At 72.2% G+C, this 15,231-nt stretch carries 13 protein-coding genes and 1 pseudogene; 11 read left to right on the top strand and 3 right to left on the bottom strand.

Annotated features, from left to right (window positions below; all coding sequences use genetic code 11):
* Positions 1–206 precede the first annotated feature (206 nt).
* Complete coding sequence (locus tag N869_RS02130) at positions 207–1,145, top strand: cold-shock protein (protein ID WP_035057179.1); 939 nt, start codon at positions 207–209, stop codon at positions 1,143–1,145.
* Here N869_RS02130 and N869_RS02125 read toward each other — a convergent pair.
* Complete coding sequence (locus N869_RS02125) at positions 1,118–2,503, bottom strand: aminotransferase-like domain-containing protein (RefSeq protein WP_232229579.1); 1,386 nt, start codon at positions 2,501–2,503, stop codon at positions 1,118–1,120. The two genes, N869_RS02130 and N869_RS02125, sit on opposite strands and share 28 nt — an antisense overlap.
* A 131-nt stretch (positions 2,504–2,634) precedes the next feature.
* On the opposite strand from N869_RS02125, the gene N869_RS02120 reads away from it, so the two are divergent.
* The 9 genes from N869_RS02120 (at position 2,635) to N869_RS02080 (ending at position 11,962) form a co-directional block, all read left to right on the top strand.
* Positions 2,635–3,483: a nitrilase-related carbon-nitrogen hydrolase gene (locus N869_RS02120; protein WP_035057177.1), complete on the top strand. Its 849-nt coding sequence runs from the start codon at positions 2,635–2,637 to the stop codon at positions 3,481–3,483.
* A gap of 16 nt (positions 3,484–3,499) precedes the next feature.
* The gene (hydA, locus tag N869_RS02115) at positions 3,500–4,918 is read left to right on the top strand and encodes a dihydropyrimidinase (RefSeq protein ID WP_035057175.1); all 1,419 of its coding nucleotides are present in this window, start codon (positions 3,500–3,502) and stop codon (positions 4,916–4,918) included.
* A gap of 11 nt (positions 4,919–4,929) precedes the next feature.
* Complete coding sequence (locus tag N869_RS02110; protein ID WP_035057173.1) at positions 4,930–5,961, top strand: TIGR03842 family LLM class F420-dependent oxidoreductase; 1,032 nt, start codon at positions 4,930–4,932, stop codon at positions 5,959–5,961.
* On the top strand, positions 5,958–6,857 hold the full coding sequence (locus N869_RS02105) for an ABC transporter permease (RefSeq protein ID WP_035057169.1): 900 nt from the start codon (positions 5,958–5,960) through the stop codon (positions 6,855–6,857). The genes N869_RS02110 and N869_RS02105 overlap by 4 nt, the downstream gene beginning before the upstream one ends.
* Positions 6,854–7,696, top strand: coding sequence for an ABC transporter ATP-binding protein (locus tag N869_RS02100; protein ID WP_035057167.1), 843 nt, complete (start codon positions 6,854–6,856; stop codon positions 7,694–7,696). Before N869_RS02105 ends, N869_RS02100 begins: the two co-directional genes overlap by 4 nt.
* Entirely contained in the window at positions 7,693–8,502 is an 810-nt protein-coding gene (locus tag N869_RS02095) for an ABC transporter permease (protein ID WP_084136339.1), read from the top strand. The genes N869_RS02100 and N869_RS02095 overlap by 4 nt, the downstream gene beginning before the upstream one ends.
* A gap of 121 nt (positions 8,503–8,623) precedes the next feature.
* Positions 8,624–9,784, top strand: a complete 1,161-nt coding sequence (locus N869_RS02090; protein WP_035057163.1) for an ABC transporter substrate-binding protein — start codon at positions 8,624–8,626, stop codon at positions 9,782–9,784.
* A gap of 43 nt (positions 9,785–9,827) precedes the next feature.
* The gene (locus N869_RS02085) at positions 9,828–11,216 is read left to right on the top strand and encodes an aspartate aminotransferase family protein (RefSeq protein WP_052104862.1); all 1,389 of its coding nucleotides are present in this window, start codon (positions 9,828–9,830) and stop codon (positions 11,214–11,216) included.
* Entirely contained in the window at positions 11,213–11,962 is a 750-nt protein-coding gene (locus N869_RS02080) for an SDR family oxidoreductase (protein ID WP_035057157.1), read from the top strand. Before N869_RS02085 ends, N869_RS02080 begins: the two co-directional genes overlap by 4 nt.
* Positions 11,963–11,993: 31 nt before the next feature.
* Here N869_RS02080 and N869_RS02075 read toward each other — a convergent pair whose 3' ends face one another.
* Entirely contained in the window at positions 11,994–13,205 is a 1,212-nt protein-coding gene (locus N869_RS02075; protein ID WP_035057154.1) for a cation:proton antiporter, read from the bottom strand.
* A gap of 206 nt (positions 13,206–13,411) precedes the next feature.
* Here N869_RS02075 and N869_RS02070 point away from each other — a divergent pair, with 206 nt between their 5' ends.
* Positions 13,412–14,389, top strand: a complete 978-nt coding sequence (locus N869_RS02070) for a glycoside hydrolase family 43 protein (protein ID WP_232229578.1) — start codon at positions 13,412–13,414, stop codon at positions 14,387–14,389.
* Positions 14,390–14,443: 54 nt separating this feature from the next.
* Here the strand turns inward: N869_RS02070 and N869_RS17625 are convergent.
* A pseudogene (locus N869_RS17625) lies at positions 14,444–15,231 on the bottom strand (ABC transporter permease); the annotation flags it as partial.

Genomic DNA, 15,231 nt, shown 5'->3' with positions numbered 1-15,231 from the left:
CAGCGCTCAGCGTACGCGTACCGCCCGCTGGCACCCCTCCCGGGCTCGCCAGTGGGGAGCAGATGCTGCGGTATGCGCCTCATCTGCTCCCCATTGAGGCGCGGACCGTGGCCCGCCCGTGGATGGGCGCCGGTGGTGCTGCGCGCGGGGGCCCTGGAGTCGGGGAGACTAGGGCCTTCACCTGTTCTCGTGACGAGGAGTCAACTGTGCCCGAGGGGACTGTCCGCTGGTTCGACGTCGACCGGGGGTTCGGCTTCCTCGCCCGTGAGGGCGAGGACGTGGACCTGTTCGTCCACGCGTCCGAGGTCGTCACTGACGGCGAGCGGGTGCTCCGCGAGGGGCAGACGGTCGAGTTCGAGGTGGGTGAGGGCGACCGCGGTCCGCAGGCCCGGCGGGTGCGGGTCACCGGTGAGCTGCCTCCCGGTGCGCAGCTGGGTGCCTTGGGCACGGTCAGCTGGTACGAGCCTGCCAAGGGGTACGGCTTCCTCACCCCCGACGGCGGCGGTGCGGAGCTGTTCCTGCACAGCTCGGCGATCGTGGGTGGGGGTGTGGTCACCGACGGTCAGCGGGTGGCGTTCATGGTGGTCGAGGGCCCCAAGGGGTCGCAGGCCGGCCACGTGCTGCCGTTGGGCCCCGACGCCGGCGCGCCGAACCCCACGTCGGACGGAGCGGACGGGACCGTCACCTGGTTCGACGGTGACAAGGGCTTCGGGTTCCTCACCCCCGACGCGGGGGGCGAGGACGTCTTCGTCCATGTCCGGGCCCTGGCTGGTGGGCTCACCGAACTCGCCGAGGGCGACCGGGTGACGTACGACGTGGCCGTCAGCGAGAAGGGCCCGCAGGCGCGCGACGTCCAGCTGGTCCGCGGCTCGTCCCCGAGGCGGGGGACCGGGGCGCCGGACCGTGGACGTCCGGGACGCCAGGGCCCGCCCACCGCCCCGGTGCGCGGCGGTGAGGGTGTGGTGGCCCGGTTCGACGCCGAGCGGGGCTTCGGGTTCATCACCCCCGACGCCGGTGGTGCCGACCTGTTCGTGCACGTGTCGGTCCTGCAGGGTGCCGACGCCCTGAGCGAGGGCGACCGGGTCCGGTACAAGGTGCGCCAGGGCGAGCGCGGCCCTCAGGCCGACCGCGTCGAGCTGCTCTGAGCCCGGGTCGCGGCCGCCAGCACGGCGCCGACCTCCTCGACGCCGTCGCGGAGCATCCCGGCGGTGACACGCACGTGGTCGGGGCCGGGCTCTGACCAGAACGGGGAGCCGGGTGCGACGCGGATGCCGGCGGCGGCCAGGTGCAGGGTGGCGTCCCGTTCGGACGCCACCGGTAGCCACAGGTTGATCCCGTCCCCGGGGCGTGCTGTCACGCCGTGGGTGGCCAGGGCGCGCACCAGGCGTGCCTGGCGGGAGTGGTATACCCGCCGGGCCTCGGTGACGGCCGTCATGCCGTGGTGGCCGGTGAGGAGCTCGAGGAGGACGCGCTGCAGGGTGCGGCTGGTCCACCCGGGCCCGAGCATGCGTCGGGCCACGATCCGGTCCATGAGGTCCGCCGGCCCGCCGAGTGCCGCGATCCGCAGGTCCGGGCCGTGGGACTTGGAGAACGAGCGGACGTGCAGGACCCGGTCGGGCAGGTGGGTGCCGAGGCTGACGTCGGGTGCGGTGGCGACCTCACCGGAGTGGTCGTCCTCGACGACGACGGTCCGTCCGGCGTCGGGGTGGGTCCTCAGGACGTGGGCCAGGTCCCGGGCGCGGTCCTCGCTCATGGACGCCCCCGTGGGGTTGTGGGCGCGCGGTTGCAGGACGACCGCCGCGGGTGAGGTGCCCAGTGCCGCCGTGAGGGCGGCCGGTGTGGGGCCGTCGGCGTCCACGTCCACGGGCACGCGGACCGCCCCCAGGTGGTCCAGTAGGTCCAGCAGCGGTGGGAACCCCGGGTTCTCGATCACCACCCGGTCGCCGAACCGCACCACCAGCTCCAGGGAGCGTGACACGGCGTCCATCGCACCGTCGACCACCGTCAGGGACTCCACGGGGTAGGGCCACGTGCGACGCAGGTGCTCCTCGAGGGCGGGGACGACGGGGGCCTCGACGTAGCTGGTCGTGGGGGTCGCGGCCCCCGTGCGGGCCAGGGCTGCGGCCAGGTCGGGCAGCAGGGTCGGGTCGGGGGTGCCGGTGGACAGGTCGACACGGATGTTCCCCAGGTCGCCCGCCAGCCCCCGGTAGCGGGGAGGCAGCCACGTCCGGTCGGGTGCGTGGACGTGGCTCCCTGCGCGCCCGCGGGTGGTGAGCAGCCCGACCCCGGCGAGCGCCTGCCACGCGGTGCTGACCGTGGCGGGGCTGACGCCGAGGGCGCCGGCGACCGCGCGGACCGTGGGCAGGCGGGTGCCGTCGACCAGGGTGCCGTCCCGCACCAGGCGGGAGATCGCCGCCGCGATGCCGTGGGGGCTGGGCTCCTCGACGGCCCCCAGGACGAGGTCCAGGGGGCTGGGGGCCTGCGGGTGGTGTGGGCTCCGCACGGCGACTCCTGGGGTCTGTGACCGGTTGGTGAGGTTTTACGGGCGGGAAACGCACGGTGACGGGGAGTAACCCCAAAGAAATGTTCAAGGGCCAGAATAACAAAACCAGATGGCCGAGGACCGGAGGCGACATGAGCGTCGTGCGAGTGGCACTGACCCAGACACCGTGGACGGGCGACAAGGAGTCGATGATCGCCCTGCACGAGGACTACGCCCGCACGGCCGCCGCCGACGGCGCCCAGATCATCGGGTTCCAGGAGCTGTTCTACGGGCCCTACTTCGGCATCACCCAGGACCCGAAGTACTACGCCTACGCCGAGTCCGTGCCCGGCCCGACGGTCGACCGCTTCGCGGCGCTGGCCAAGGAGCTCGGCGTGGTCATGGTGCTGCCCGTGTACGAGGAGGACCAGCCCGGGGTCCTCTACAACACCGCCGCGGTGGTCGACGCGGACGGCACCTACCTCGGCAAGTACCGCAAGCACCACATCCCCCACCTGCCCAAGTTCTGGGAGAAGTTCTACTTCCGTCCCGGCAACCTCGGGTACCCCGTGTTCGACACCGCCGTGGGGAAGGTCGGCGTCAACATCTGCTACGACCGGCACTTTCCCGAAGGGTGGCGCGTGCTCGGCCTCAACGGCGCCGAGATCGTCTTCAACCCCAACGCCAGCGCACCCGGGATCTCCAACAAGCTGTGGGAGATCGAGCAGCCCGCCGCCGCCATCGCCAACGGCTACTTCGTCGCCACCAACAACCGGGTGGGAGCCGAGACCAACGAGTACGGGGACGAGGCCGTCTCCTTCTACGGCAGCTCCTACGTGGTGGGCCCCGACGGCAACTACGTCGGGGACGTCGCCAGCTCCACCGACGCGGGCGTCATCCTCCGCGACGTGGACCTCGGCCAGATCCGCGAGGTCCGCGAGCGCTGGCAGTTCTACCGCGACCGCCGCCCCGACGCCTACGGCCCGATCGTCGCCCCCTGACCCCCGGAGGCCCCCCGTGAAGACCCTGATCCGTGGTGGCACCGTCGTCAACGCCACCGGCCGCACCCCTGCGGACGTGCTCGTCGACGGCGAGACGATCGCCGCCGTCCTGGCGCCCGGCTCGACCCTGCTCGGGTTCGACGTCGCCGCCCACGTCGACCGCGTCGTGGATGCCACGGGCAAGTACGTGGTGCCCGGCGGGGTGGACGCCCACACCCACATGGAGCTGCCGTTCGGCGGGACCAACGCCTCGGACACGTTCGAGACCGGGACGCGGGCGGCGGCGTGGGGTGGCACGACCACCATCGTGGACTTCGCCGTCCAGCGTGCCGGTGAGCGCGTCCAGGACGGGTTGGCCGCCTGGCATGAGAAGGCCGCCGGCAACTGCGCGGTGGACTACTCGTTCCACCAGATCATCGGCGGTGTCGACGCGGACTCCCTGGCCGCCATGGACTCCCTGGTCGAGGAGGGGATCACCAGCTTCAAGCTGTTCATGGCCTACCCGGGGGTGTTCTACAGCGACGACGCGCAGATCTTGCGCGCGATGCAGAAGGCCGCGGACCTCGGGCTGCTCACGATGATGCACGCAGAGAACGGGCCCGCGATCGACGTGCTGGTGTCCCAGCTGCTCGCCCAGGGCAAGACCGACCCGTACTACCACGGGGTGGCCCGGGCCTGGCAGATGGAGGAGGAGGCCACCCACCGCGCGATCATGCTCGCGCACCTGACCGGCTCCCCGTTGTACGTGGTGCACGTCAGCGCCAAGCAGGCCGTCGAGCAGCTCGCCGCGGCGCGGGACCGGGGCCAGAACGTCTTCGGTGAGACCTGCCCCCAGTACCTGTACCTCTCCCTGGAGGAGCACCTCGGTGCACCGGGCTTCGACGGCGCCAAGTACGTGTGCTCCACCCCGCTGCGCTCCCGCGCCGAGGGCCACCAGGACCACATGTGGCAGGGGCTGCGCACCAACGACCTGCAGATGGTCTCCACCGATCACTGCCCCTTCTGCATGAAGGGCCAGAAGGAGCTGGGCCTGGGGGACTTCTCCAAGATCCCCAACGGCATCGGCTCGGTCGAGCACCGCATGGACCTCATGTACCAGGGCGTCGTCACCGGCGAGATCACCCTCGAACGCTGGGTCGAGGTCACCTCCACCACCCCCGCCCGCATGTTCGGCATGTACGGCCGCAAGGGTGTGATCGCCCCCGGTGCCGATGCCGACGTCGTCGTCTACGACCCCGCCGGGCACACGTCCATCGGCCTGGGCAAGACCCACCACATGAACATGGACCACTCGGCCTGGGAGGGCTTCGAGATCGACGGCCACGTCGACCTCGTCCTGTCCCGGGGACGGGTCCTCGTCGACGACGACGGCTACCACGGCACCCCCGGCCACGGCCGCTTCGTCAAGCGCGACCTCACCCAGTACCTCGTCTGAAGGAGACCCCCATGGACTTCGGCGTCGTGCTCCAGACCAACCCGCCCGCGGCCCGCACCGTCGAGCTCGCCCGCCAGGCCGAGACCCACGGCTTCAGCCACGTGTGGACCTTCGACTCCCACCTGCTGTGGCAGGAGCCGTTCGTCATCTACTCGGCGATCCTCGCGGCCACCCGCAACGTCGTCGTGGGCCCGATGGTCACCAACCCCGCCACCCGCGACTGGACCGTCATCGCCTCCCACTTCGCGACCCTCAACGAGATGTACGGCAACCGCACCGTGTGCGGCATCGGCCGCGGGGACTCCGCCGTCCGCACCCTCAACGGCCGGCCCAGCAACCTCAGGACCCTGCGGGACGCCGTCCACGTGATCCGGGAGCTGGGCAACAGCCGGGCCGTGGACCACAACGGCTCCACCGTGCGCTTCCCCTGGAGCGCCCGCTCCGAGCTGGAGGTGTGGGTGGCGGCCTACGGGCCGATGGCCCTGAAGCTCACCGGCGAGGTGGGCGACGGGTTCATCCTGCAGCTCGCCGACCCCGACATCACCGCCTGGATGGTCCGGGCCGTGCGCGACTCCGCCGAGGCCGCCGGGCGGGACCCCGACGACGTCACCATCTGCGTGGCCGCCCCCGCCTACGTGGGGGACGGCGCCGCCCCCGCCGAACGCGCCCACATGCGTGAGCAGTGCCGCTGGTTCGGGGGGATGGTCGGCAACCACGTCGCCGACATCGTCACCCGGTACGGCACCGACTCCGCGATCCCCAAGGCCCTCACCGACTACATCCGTGACCGGGAGGGCTACGACTACAACGAGCACGGCCGCGCCGGGAACTCCCACACCCGGTTCGTGCCCGACGAGATCGTCGAAAGGTTCTGCCTGCTCGGCAGCCCCCACGAGCACGTCGAGAAGCTCACCGCCCTCAAGGCCCTGGGCGTCGACCAGTTCGCCGCGTACCTCCAGCACGACAACAAGGAGGACACCCTGCGCCTGTACGGCGAACGCGTCATCCCCGCACTCGCCGACCAGGTCACCGCGACGTCATGACCGCCACGATGATCCGGTGGAGCCGCGCGCTGCGGCTGCCGGACGCCGCCCTCGGGCTCCTGGGCCTGCTGGGCCTGGCACTGCTGTGGGAGCTGTACAAGGCCCTCGGCCCCGCCGACGGGTGGAGCATCGGCGGGACGCGGGTCCTGCCCCGCACCACCGACCTCGCGATGCCCCACACGTGGGACGTGCTGATCCGGCTCGGTGAACCCCTCACCGCCGCCCCCGGCGCCCCACCCCTGTGGGTCGCCGTCGCCCAGGCCAGCCTCTTCAGCCTCGGCATCGCACTGGCCGGGTGGGCGATCGGCGTCGTCGTGGGGTTCGCGCTCGCGGTCCTCATGGCACGGGTCCGGGTCGCCGAGAACGCCGTCCTGCCCCTGGTGGTCCTCAGCCAGACCGTCCCCCTGATCGCCCTGGCCCCGGTGGTGCGCAGCTGGGGCAGTCGCATCCAGGTCGCCGGGGTCACCTGGGAGGCGTGGATGTCCGTCGCGGTCATCGCCTCCTACCTGGCGTTCTTCCCGGTGGCGGTCGGTGCGCTGCGTGGCCTGCAGTCACCCGAGACCCTCCACACCGAGCTGATGCGCGCCTACGGCACGGGGTGGTGGACGACGCTCGTGCGGCTGCGCCTGCCCGCCAGCGTCCCCTACGTCCTGCCGGCGCTGCGGCTCGCGGCCGCCAACGCCGTGGTCGGGACGGTCGTCGCCGAGGTCTCCACCGGCCTGCCCGGAGGGGTGGGTCGCATGATCCTCGAGTTCGCGAACTTCGCCAGCAGCGACCCGGCCCGCCCCTGGGCCCCGCTGATGGGCGCCGTGGCGCTGGGACTGCTGGTCGCGGGCCTCGTCGGCGCTCTCGGCCTGCCCCTGGCCCGTTACCGCAGGACGGAGGTCCCCGCATGACCACCCCAGGTGAGCCCCCCACCGACCAGCGCGCCGCGGCCGTGGAGGTCCGGTCCGTGAGCCGGGTGTTCGGCTCTGGTCGCCAGGCCGGTCCCGTCGTCGCCCTCGACGAGGTGGACCTGACCGTCGCCGCCGGCGAGTTCGTGTCCCTCATCGGGCCCTCCGGGTGCGGCAAGAGCACCCTGCTGCGCCTGGTGGCCGACCTGGACACCCCCACCGCCGGCAGCATCACCGTGTTCGGTCGCAGCCCCGAGCAGGCACGGTTGGCCCACGACTACGGGATCGCGTTCCAGCAGGCCGGCCTGCTGCCGTGGCGGACGGTCCGCGCCAACGTCGAGCTCCCTCTGGGTCTGCACGGCACCGGCAGGGCCGAGCGCCGGGCACGGGCCGAGCACCTGCTGGAGCTCGTGGGGCTGGCCGACTTCGCCGACCACTTCCCCGACCAGCTCTCCGGGGGCATGCAGCAACGGGTCGCGATCGCCCGGGCGTTCGCCGAGGAGCCGAGCCTGCTGCTCATGGACGAGCCGTTCGGGGCGCTGGACGAGATGACTCGCGAGCGCCTGCAGGTCGAGCTCACCCGCATCTGCGCCCAGACGAGGGCGGCGGTGGTGTTCGTGACCCACTCGATCCCCGAGGCGGTGTTCCTCTCGGACCGGGTGGTGGTGATGTCGGCCCGGCCCGGCCGGATCCAGCAGGTGGTGGACGTGCGGCTGGGTGCCGGTGCGGCACGTGAGGACACCCTGCGGCAGGACGGGGCGTACTTCGACGCGGTCACCGAGGTACGTGCGGCCCTGCACGGCGGGGAGCCGGCACGGGTGGTCGGGGTGGAGAACCGGTGAGCGCCCCGACGGCAGGGGGCCGCGGCACGACGGTGGCCCGCGAGGCCCTGCCGCGGGTCGCGGCACCGGTGCTGCTGGCCGGTGGGCTGCTGGTGGTGTGGGAGGTCGCGGTGGTGACCGCGCAGATCCCCCCGTTCCTGCTCCCCAGCCCCCGGGCGATCGCCGGTGAGGTGCAGGCCATGTGGCCGACGTTGTCGGGGGCGATCGTGGTGACGGGCACCAACGCCCTGGTCGGCCTGGTCATCGGGGCGCTGGTGGGTGTGGGGGCGGCGATCCTGGCGGGGATGGCACGGTCGGTGGACAGGGTCCTGGCCCCGATGGTCGCCGGCCTGGCGGTGGTCCCGATCGTGGCGCTCGCCCCCGTCCTGTACACGATGTTCGGTGCCGCCGCGGAGACCGCCAGGTGGGTGGTGGCCGCGGTGGCGGCGTTCGTGCCGGTGTTCGTCACCACGTTGCGTGGTCTGCGTCAGACCCGGCCGGTGCACCGTGACCTGCTGCGCGTGTACGCGGCCACCCGCAGGCAGGTGACGCGCACCCTGACCATCCCCACCGCGCTGCCGTTCGTGTTCACCGGGTTGCGGCTGGCGTCGTCGCTGGCGGTGATCTCCGCGATCGTCGCCGAGTACTTCGGTGGGCCGCGCACCGGGATCGGGTCGTTCATCACCACCGCCGCCGCGGGCAGCAACTACGCCCGGGCGTGGGCGTTCGTGGTCGGTGGTGTGGTCGTGGGACTGGTGTTCTACGGCGTGACCCTGGCGCTGGAGCACCTCGTGCGGCGCCGCACGGCACCGGTGGTGAGCCGCTGATGGTCCGTCGCCGGTGGCCGCACGCCACCCCCTGGAGGTCCACCTGCCGAGGACGTCAGGTCGGTCGAGTTGCCCCCCGCACGACCACCAGCACGAGCACCCAGCAGAAGAGGTGAGGGACATGAGGAGAACCACACGCGCACGGATCGCCGCGGTCGGTGTGGCAGCGGTCGCGCTGACCGGCTGCACCGTGACCGACGAGGAGACCCCCGGCCAGGACCCGGCCCCCGGGACGACAGCCGAGGCCGACGGGGACCTGACCCCGGTGACCCTGCAGCTGCAGTGGCTGACGCAGGCCCAGTTCGCGGGCTACTACGCGGCCCTGGACCAGGGGTACTACGCCGAGGAGGGTCTGGACGTCACGATCGTCCCCAGCGGTGGGGACATCGTCCCGCAGGACGCCCTGGCCAACGGTGAGGTCGACTACGCGATCGCGTGGGTGCCCAAGGTGCTCGGGTCCATCGAGCAGGGCGCGCAGATCACGAACGTCGCGCAGATCTTCGAACGCTCCGCGACCCTGCAGGTGGCGTTCGCCGACTCGGGGATCACCACGGTGGAGGACCTCGAGGGCAGGCAGATCGGCAGCTGGGGCTACGGCAACGAGTGGGAGCTGTTCGCCGGGCTGAACCAGGCCGGTGTGGAGGACTTCGAGATCGTGCAGCAGGCGTTCGACATGAACGCGTTGCTGTCCGGTGACATCGACGCCGCGCAGGCGATGACGTACAACGAGTACGCCCAGCTCCTGGAGGCCGAGAACCCCGAGACCGGTGAGCTGTACCAGCCGGAGGACTTCACCGTCATCGACTGGAACGAGGTCGGCACGGCCATGCTCCAGGACGCGATCTGGGCGGACGCCGAGCGCCTGGAGTCCGACGAGGACTACCAGGAGACGACCGTCGCGTTCCTCAAGGCGTCGTTGCAGGGGTGGGTGTTCGCCCGCGACAACCCCGAGCAGGCCGCCGAGATCGTCACCGCGGCGGGCTCGACCCTCGGTACCAGCCACCAGCTGTGGATGACCAACGAGGTCAACAGGCTGATCTGGCCGTCCACCACCGGCGGCATCGGCACCGTCGACCCGGCCGCGTGGGACGCGACCGTCGCCATGGCGCTGGAGACGTCCAACGAGACCGGCGCGACGATCATCAGCTCCGAGCCGCCGGAGAACGCCTACACCAACGAGTTCGTCGAGCGTGCGCTCGCCGAGCTCGAGGAGGAGGGCGTGGACGTGACCGGTGAGCAGTTCGAGCCGATCGAGGTGACCCTCAACCCCGGCGGCGCCTGACCCCGCCGTCCCTGGCCCGCCGCACCGCCCACCGGGAGGACCGATGACCCCGCCAGCAGCGTCACCCGCACCGTCAGCCGTACCGTCGCCAGCAGCGCCGGCGGCACCGGTGGACGAGGGCGCGACGAGCGTCGAGCTCGACCGTGCCCACGTCTTCCACTCCTGGTCCGCGCAGGGGTCGCTGACACCCCTGGCGGTCGCGGGCGGGCGGGGCAGCGAGGTGTGGGACCACGACGGGCGCCGGTACCTGGACCTGTCCAGCCAGCTCGTCAACGTCAACATCGGGCACTGCCACCCGGCGGTGGTGGCGGCGATCCAGGAGCAGGCGGCCGTGCTGCCGACCGTGTCACCGGCGCACGCGGCGCTGGTGCGCGGGCGGGCGGCCCAGGCGGTGCTGCGGCACGCCCCGCCCGGCATGGCGAAGGTCTTCTTCACCAACGGTGGGGCGGACGCCAACGAGAACGCGATCCGGATGGCCCGGGTGCACACCGGCCGGGACAAGGTGGTGTCGACGTACCGCTCGTACCACGGCAACACCGGCGCGGCGGTGGTCGCGACGGGTGACTGGCGGCGGGTGCCCAACGAGTACGCCCGGGGTCACGTGCACGTGTTCGGGCCGTACCCGTACCGCAGCGAGTTCTGGGCGAGCACCCCCCAGGAGGAGGCCGAACGCGCCGTCCACCACCTGGAGCGGGTGATCCAGGCGGAGGGGCCGGAGTCCGTCGCGGCGATCCTGCTGGAGACCGTGCCGGGGACGGCCGGGGTCCTGGTCCCCCCACCGGGGTACCTGGCGGGGGTGCGGGAGGTCGCCGACCGGTACGGGGTCCTGCTGGTGCTCGACGAGGTGATGGCCGGGTTCGGGCGCACGGGGGCGTGGTTCGCGCTGGACCACTGGGGTGTGCGCCCGGACCTGGTGACCTTCGCCAAGGGTGTGAACTCCGGGTACGTGCCCGTCGGTGGGGTGATCGTCTCCGAGGAGGTCGCGGCCACGTTCGAGGACCGCGTCTTCCCCGGGGGGCTCACGTACTCCGGGCACCCCCTGGCCATGGCCTCGATCGTCGCGGCGGTCGAGGCCATGGAGCAGGAGGGGGTGGTCCTGAACGCGGCACGGGTGGGGGCCGACGTCCTGGGTCCCGGCCTCGCGCGCCTGGCGGCCGAGCACCCGTGCGTGGGTGAGGTGCGCGGTCTGGGGGTGTTCTGGGCGGTGGAGCTCGTGACCGACCGCGCGACCCGGGAGCCTGTGGGGGCCGGTGTCATGGGCAGGGTTCGGACGGGCCTGCTGGAGCGGGGCATGCTTGCCTTCCTCGTGGAGAACCGCATCCACGTGGTGCCCCCATGCGTCGTCACCGATGCCGAGGTCCACCGGGCCCTGGAGGCCCTGGACGCGGTGCTGACGGACATCGACGCGACCATCGACGAGGAGACCTCATGACCGACCGACCGTTGCGTGCCGTGGTGACGGGCGCGTCCTCCGGGATCGGTGCCGCGACCGTGCGGCGCCTGCGCGCCGAGGGGTGGGGTGTGGTCGCGGTGGCCCGTCGCGCGGACCGCCTGACCGAGCTCGCCGACGAGACGGGCGCCGAACCGTTCGCGGTCGACATCACCCGGGACGAGGACGTGACCAGGCTCGCCGACCACGTGGCCGCGACCGGTGGCCTGACGTCCCTGGTGAACAACGCCGGCGGGGCGCTGGGCCTGGACCGGGTCGAGGACGCCGACGTGGACGGGTGGCGCCGCATGTACGAGACGAACGTGCTCGGCACCCTGCGGGTCACCAAGGCGCTCCTGCCCCAGCTGCGCGCCAGCGGCCGCGGCGACGTGCTGGTCGTGACCTCGACCGCGGCCATCGCACCGTACGAGGGCGGCGCGGGCTACACGGGCGCCAAGCACGCCGAGCGGATGCTCACCACGACCCTGCGCCTGGAGCTGATCGGCGAACCGGTGCGTGTGATCGACATCGCCCCGGGCAACGTCGCGACCGAGGAGTTCTCGATGGTGCGGTTCGGTGGCGACGCCGAGCGGGCGGCGTCCGTCTACCAGGGGTACCAGCCGCTGGTGGCGGACGACGTCGCGGACGTCATCACCTTCGCCCTCACCCGCCCGCACCACGTGAACATCGACACCCTGGTGGTCCGCCCCCGCGCCCAGGTGTCCAACACCCAGATCGCGCGCCGCTGAGAGCCACCACGACGGGCAGGGTTCCCGTTGCTCAGGCTCCGCCCGGCGCGCGTCCCTGGGGAGGTCCGCCGCCCGACCCGTCCCTGGCCAGCCGCCGGCCGATGCGCTGGGTCAGGATCGGCCCGGCCAGGCAGGTGAGGAAGATGACCACGACGACCGCGTCGACGATCTCGTCCGTGAACAGCCCGGCGTCGTGGGCGGTGATCGCCACCGCCAGGGTGGCGGCGGCCTGCGGGGCCGTCAGGGCGCCCATCAGTACGCGCTCGCGCCGGGTGTAACCGAACACCGCACCGGCGAACCACCCCGCGGCCCCCTTCCCCACCACGACCAGGGCGAGGAGCAGCGCTGCGAGCGACCACACCCCCGGCCACTCCAGGAAGACCGCCAGCTCGAGGAGGGTGCCGGTCCAGAAGAAGAAGAACGGCACGAAGAAGGCACGCCCCAGGAACTCGACGTGCTCGCGCAGCTCTTCGCGCTCGGCCAGGGCGCGGTTCAGCGTGATGCCGGCGAGGAAGGCCCCGAGGATGCCCTCGGTGCCGATCGCCTCGGTGGCCGTCGCCAAGCCGAGCAGGACGACCATGGCGAAGAGCGAGCGCTCGGCGCGCGAGGCCGTCGGACGGCCCAGGGCGGCGGCGGCCAGTCTCGGCACACCCCACAGGGCGGCGGCCGCAAGGAGCGCGAGCAGCACGACCGGTATCGCCCAGCCGAACGGGATGGTCTCGGCGAACTCCGGTCCGAGCACCAGGGCGAGCAGCACCAACGCCAACGTGTCGGTCAGCAGGGTGCCGCCGACGACTGCCATCACGGGCAGGCGGTGCTGGAGCCCCAGGCGCATCAGCATCGGGTAGGCCACCAGGGTGTGCGAGGAGATCAGCGCACCCAGCAGGACGGCGGCCGGCACGGTGAAGCCCAGCAGGAGTGCCACGCCGAATGCCGGCAGCGCCGTGCAGGCGAAGGAGAGCAGGCCGAAGAGCACCGTGGGTCGCCGGTTGCGGGCGACGACCTTGAGGTCGATCTCCAGACCGGCCGTGAACATCACGAAGAGCAGGCCGATCTCACCCAGCGGCTCGACGATCGGGTACGGCGGCACCATGTCGACGCCGCCCGGCCCGAGCAGCATCCCCGCCACCAGCAGCCCCAGCAGGACGGGAAGGCCAAGCCGGCCCAGCACCACGTGCACGAGGAGTGCCGTGAGGAGCACCACCCCGACCTGCACCACCGGGTCGCCGATGGCTAGATCCATCCCACCATCCTGGGGTGCTCATGGCTGTCACGCACCCGGGCCTCCAGCACCGCAGGCCGGGCCGGGCTCGCCGTGCCGGGGGACCCCGCTGGGCCGGGTAGCCTGGCCGCGCATGTCGGCGAGATGAGAGCGGGTAGAGGCACGTGGGCACGGAAATGACGAGCGATCCGGTGACCACGGGCGGTCCGGCGCCTTTGGTGACGCACATGCACATCGCGGACCCGTCCGCGCGGGTGTTCGACGGCGTCCTGTACGTCTACCCCTCGCACGACATCGACACCGACGTCCCCAAGGACGACAGTGGTGAGCAGTTCGCGATGGAGGACTACCACGTCCTGTCGATGCAGGACCCTGCGGGGCCGGCGGTCGACCACGGGCAGGCGCTGCACGTCCGTGACGTCCCGTGGGCCGAGCGTCAGATGTGGGCGCCGGACGCCGTCCGCAAGGACGGCACGGTGTACTTCTACTTCCCGGCGAAGACCGCGGAGGGCCTGTTCCGCATCGGTGTTGCGACCGGCGATCGACCGGAAGGCCCGTTCACCCCCGAGCCTGAGCCGATTCCCGGCACCTACTCCATCGACCCGGCGGTCCTGCCCGACGACGACGGTGAGCACTACCTGTACTTCGGCGGGATCTGGGGCGGTCAGCTGCAGAAGTACCGTGACGACGTCTTCGACGACGCGAACGACGAGCCGACCGACGGCGAACCGGCGCTCGGTCCGCGTGTGGCCCGGCTCGCTCCGGACATGAAGCACCTCGCCGAGCCCACCCGTGAGGTCGTCATCCTCGACCCCAGCGGGGAACCGTTGCGGGCGGACGACCACGACCGCCGCTTCTTCGAGGGCGCCTGGGTGCACAAGAACGCCGGCCGGTACTACCTGTCCTGGTCCACCGGGGACACCCACCTCATCTGCTACGGGACCGCGGACAACCCGTACGGCCCGTTCGTCTACCAAGGTGTCGTCCTGACACCCGTGAGCGGATGGACCACGCAGCACTCCATCGTCGAGTTCGAGGGCCGCTGGTACCTGTTCTTCCACGACTCCACGCTCTCCGGCGGGCAGACGCACCTACGGACCGTCAAGGTCACCGAGCTCCACCACGACGCCGACGGACGGATCCTCACGGTCAACCCGGGTGAGTTGCCCGCCCGGCTCGCGCCTGGGGTAACGGGGAGCACCTGATGCGCTATGCGCACAAGGTGCTCCCCGTTGGGCCGGCGTGGGGGCGGGTGGGGGTCAGGCGGGGATCGCCAGGTCCCGGTGGCGGAAGGTCGCCACGCCGAGGGCGGTGGTGCCGGCGGCGACGGCAAGCAGCCACAGCACCGGTGCGGCGGTGAGGTCCTCGGCGGGCACCAGGGGGACGTGGGTGAACGGTGAGAGGTTCAGGGCCCACCCGGGCAGGTCGAGCAGGGCGCCCAGCTGACCCATGACCAGGGCAGCGCCCAGCAGCGCCCACGCGGCGGGGCCGCCGGCGCGGGGCAGCAGCCCGAACAGCGCGACCACCACACCGGCCAGGGCCAGGACCGCCGGTGCCTGCGCCCACGCCCCGACGACGGGCTCGAGCACGGCGTCCACGCCCCGGCCGGTGGCGACCGCGTGGGTGAGGCCGGCGGCCAGGCCCGTGGTGGTGAGGACCGCGAGGGTCCCGCCGGCCACGAGCACCAGGTGCCCACCCATCCAGCGGGTGCGCCCGGTGGCGGACGCGAGCACCGGCTCCAGGCGCCCGGTGGCCTCCTCGGCGCGCATGCGCTGCAGGCCCTGGACGGTGTACGCGCCGACGGCGATCGCCAGCAGCGCCATGACGAACCCCAGGTACAGGTCGGTGACGGTGGCACCCGGGGCCAGGCGCGACAGCACGGCGAGCATCTCGTCGTTCTCGGCCACGACGTCCTCCACGCTCCCGGTCACGGACCCGAACGCCGCCCCCATGGCGGTGAGGCCCACGAGCCAGGTGAGCAGCACGGTGCGCTGCAGCCGCCACGCCAGCCCGCGCGCCGAGCGCAGGCCGGGAGCGGCGCGCGTCG

This window comes from Cellulomonas bogoriensis 69B4 = DSM 16987 (assembly GCF_000767165.1).
Lineage (GTDB): Bacteria > Actinomycetota > Actinomycetes > Actinomycetales > Cellulomonadaceae > Actinotalea > Actinotalea bogoriensis.
The sequence above is the reverse complement of the archived record's forward strand: the minus strand, read 5'-3'. Positions and strand labels throughout refer to the sequence as shown.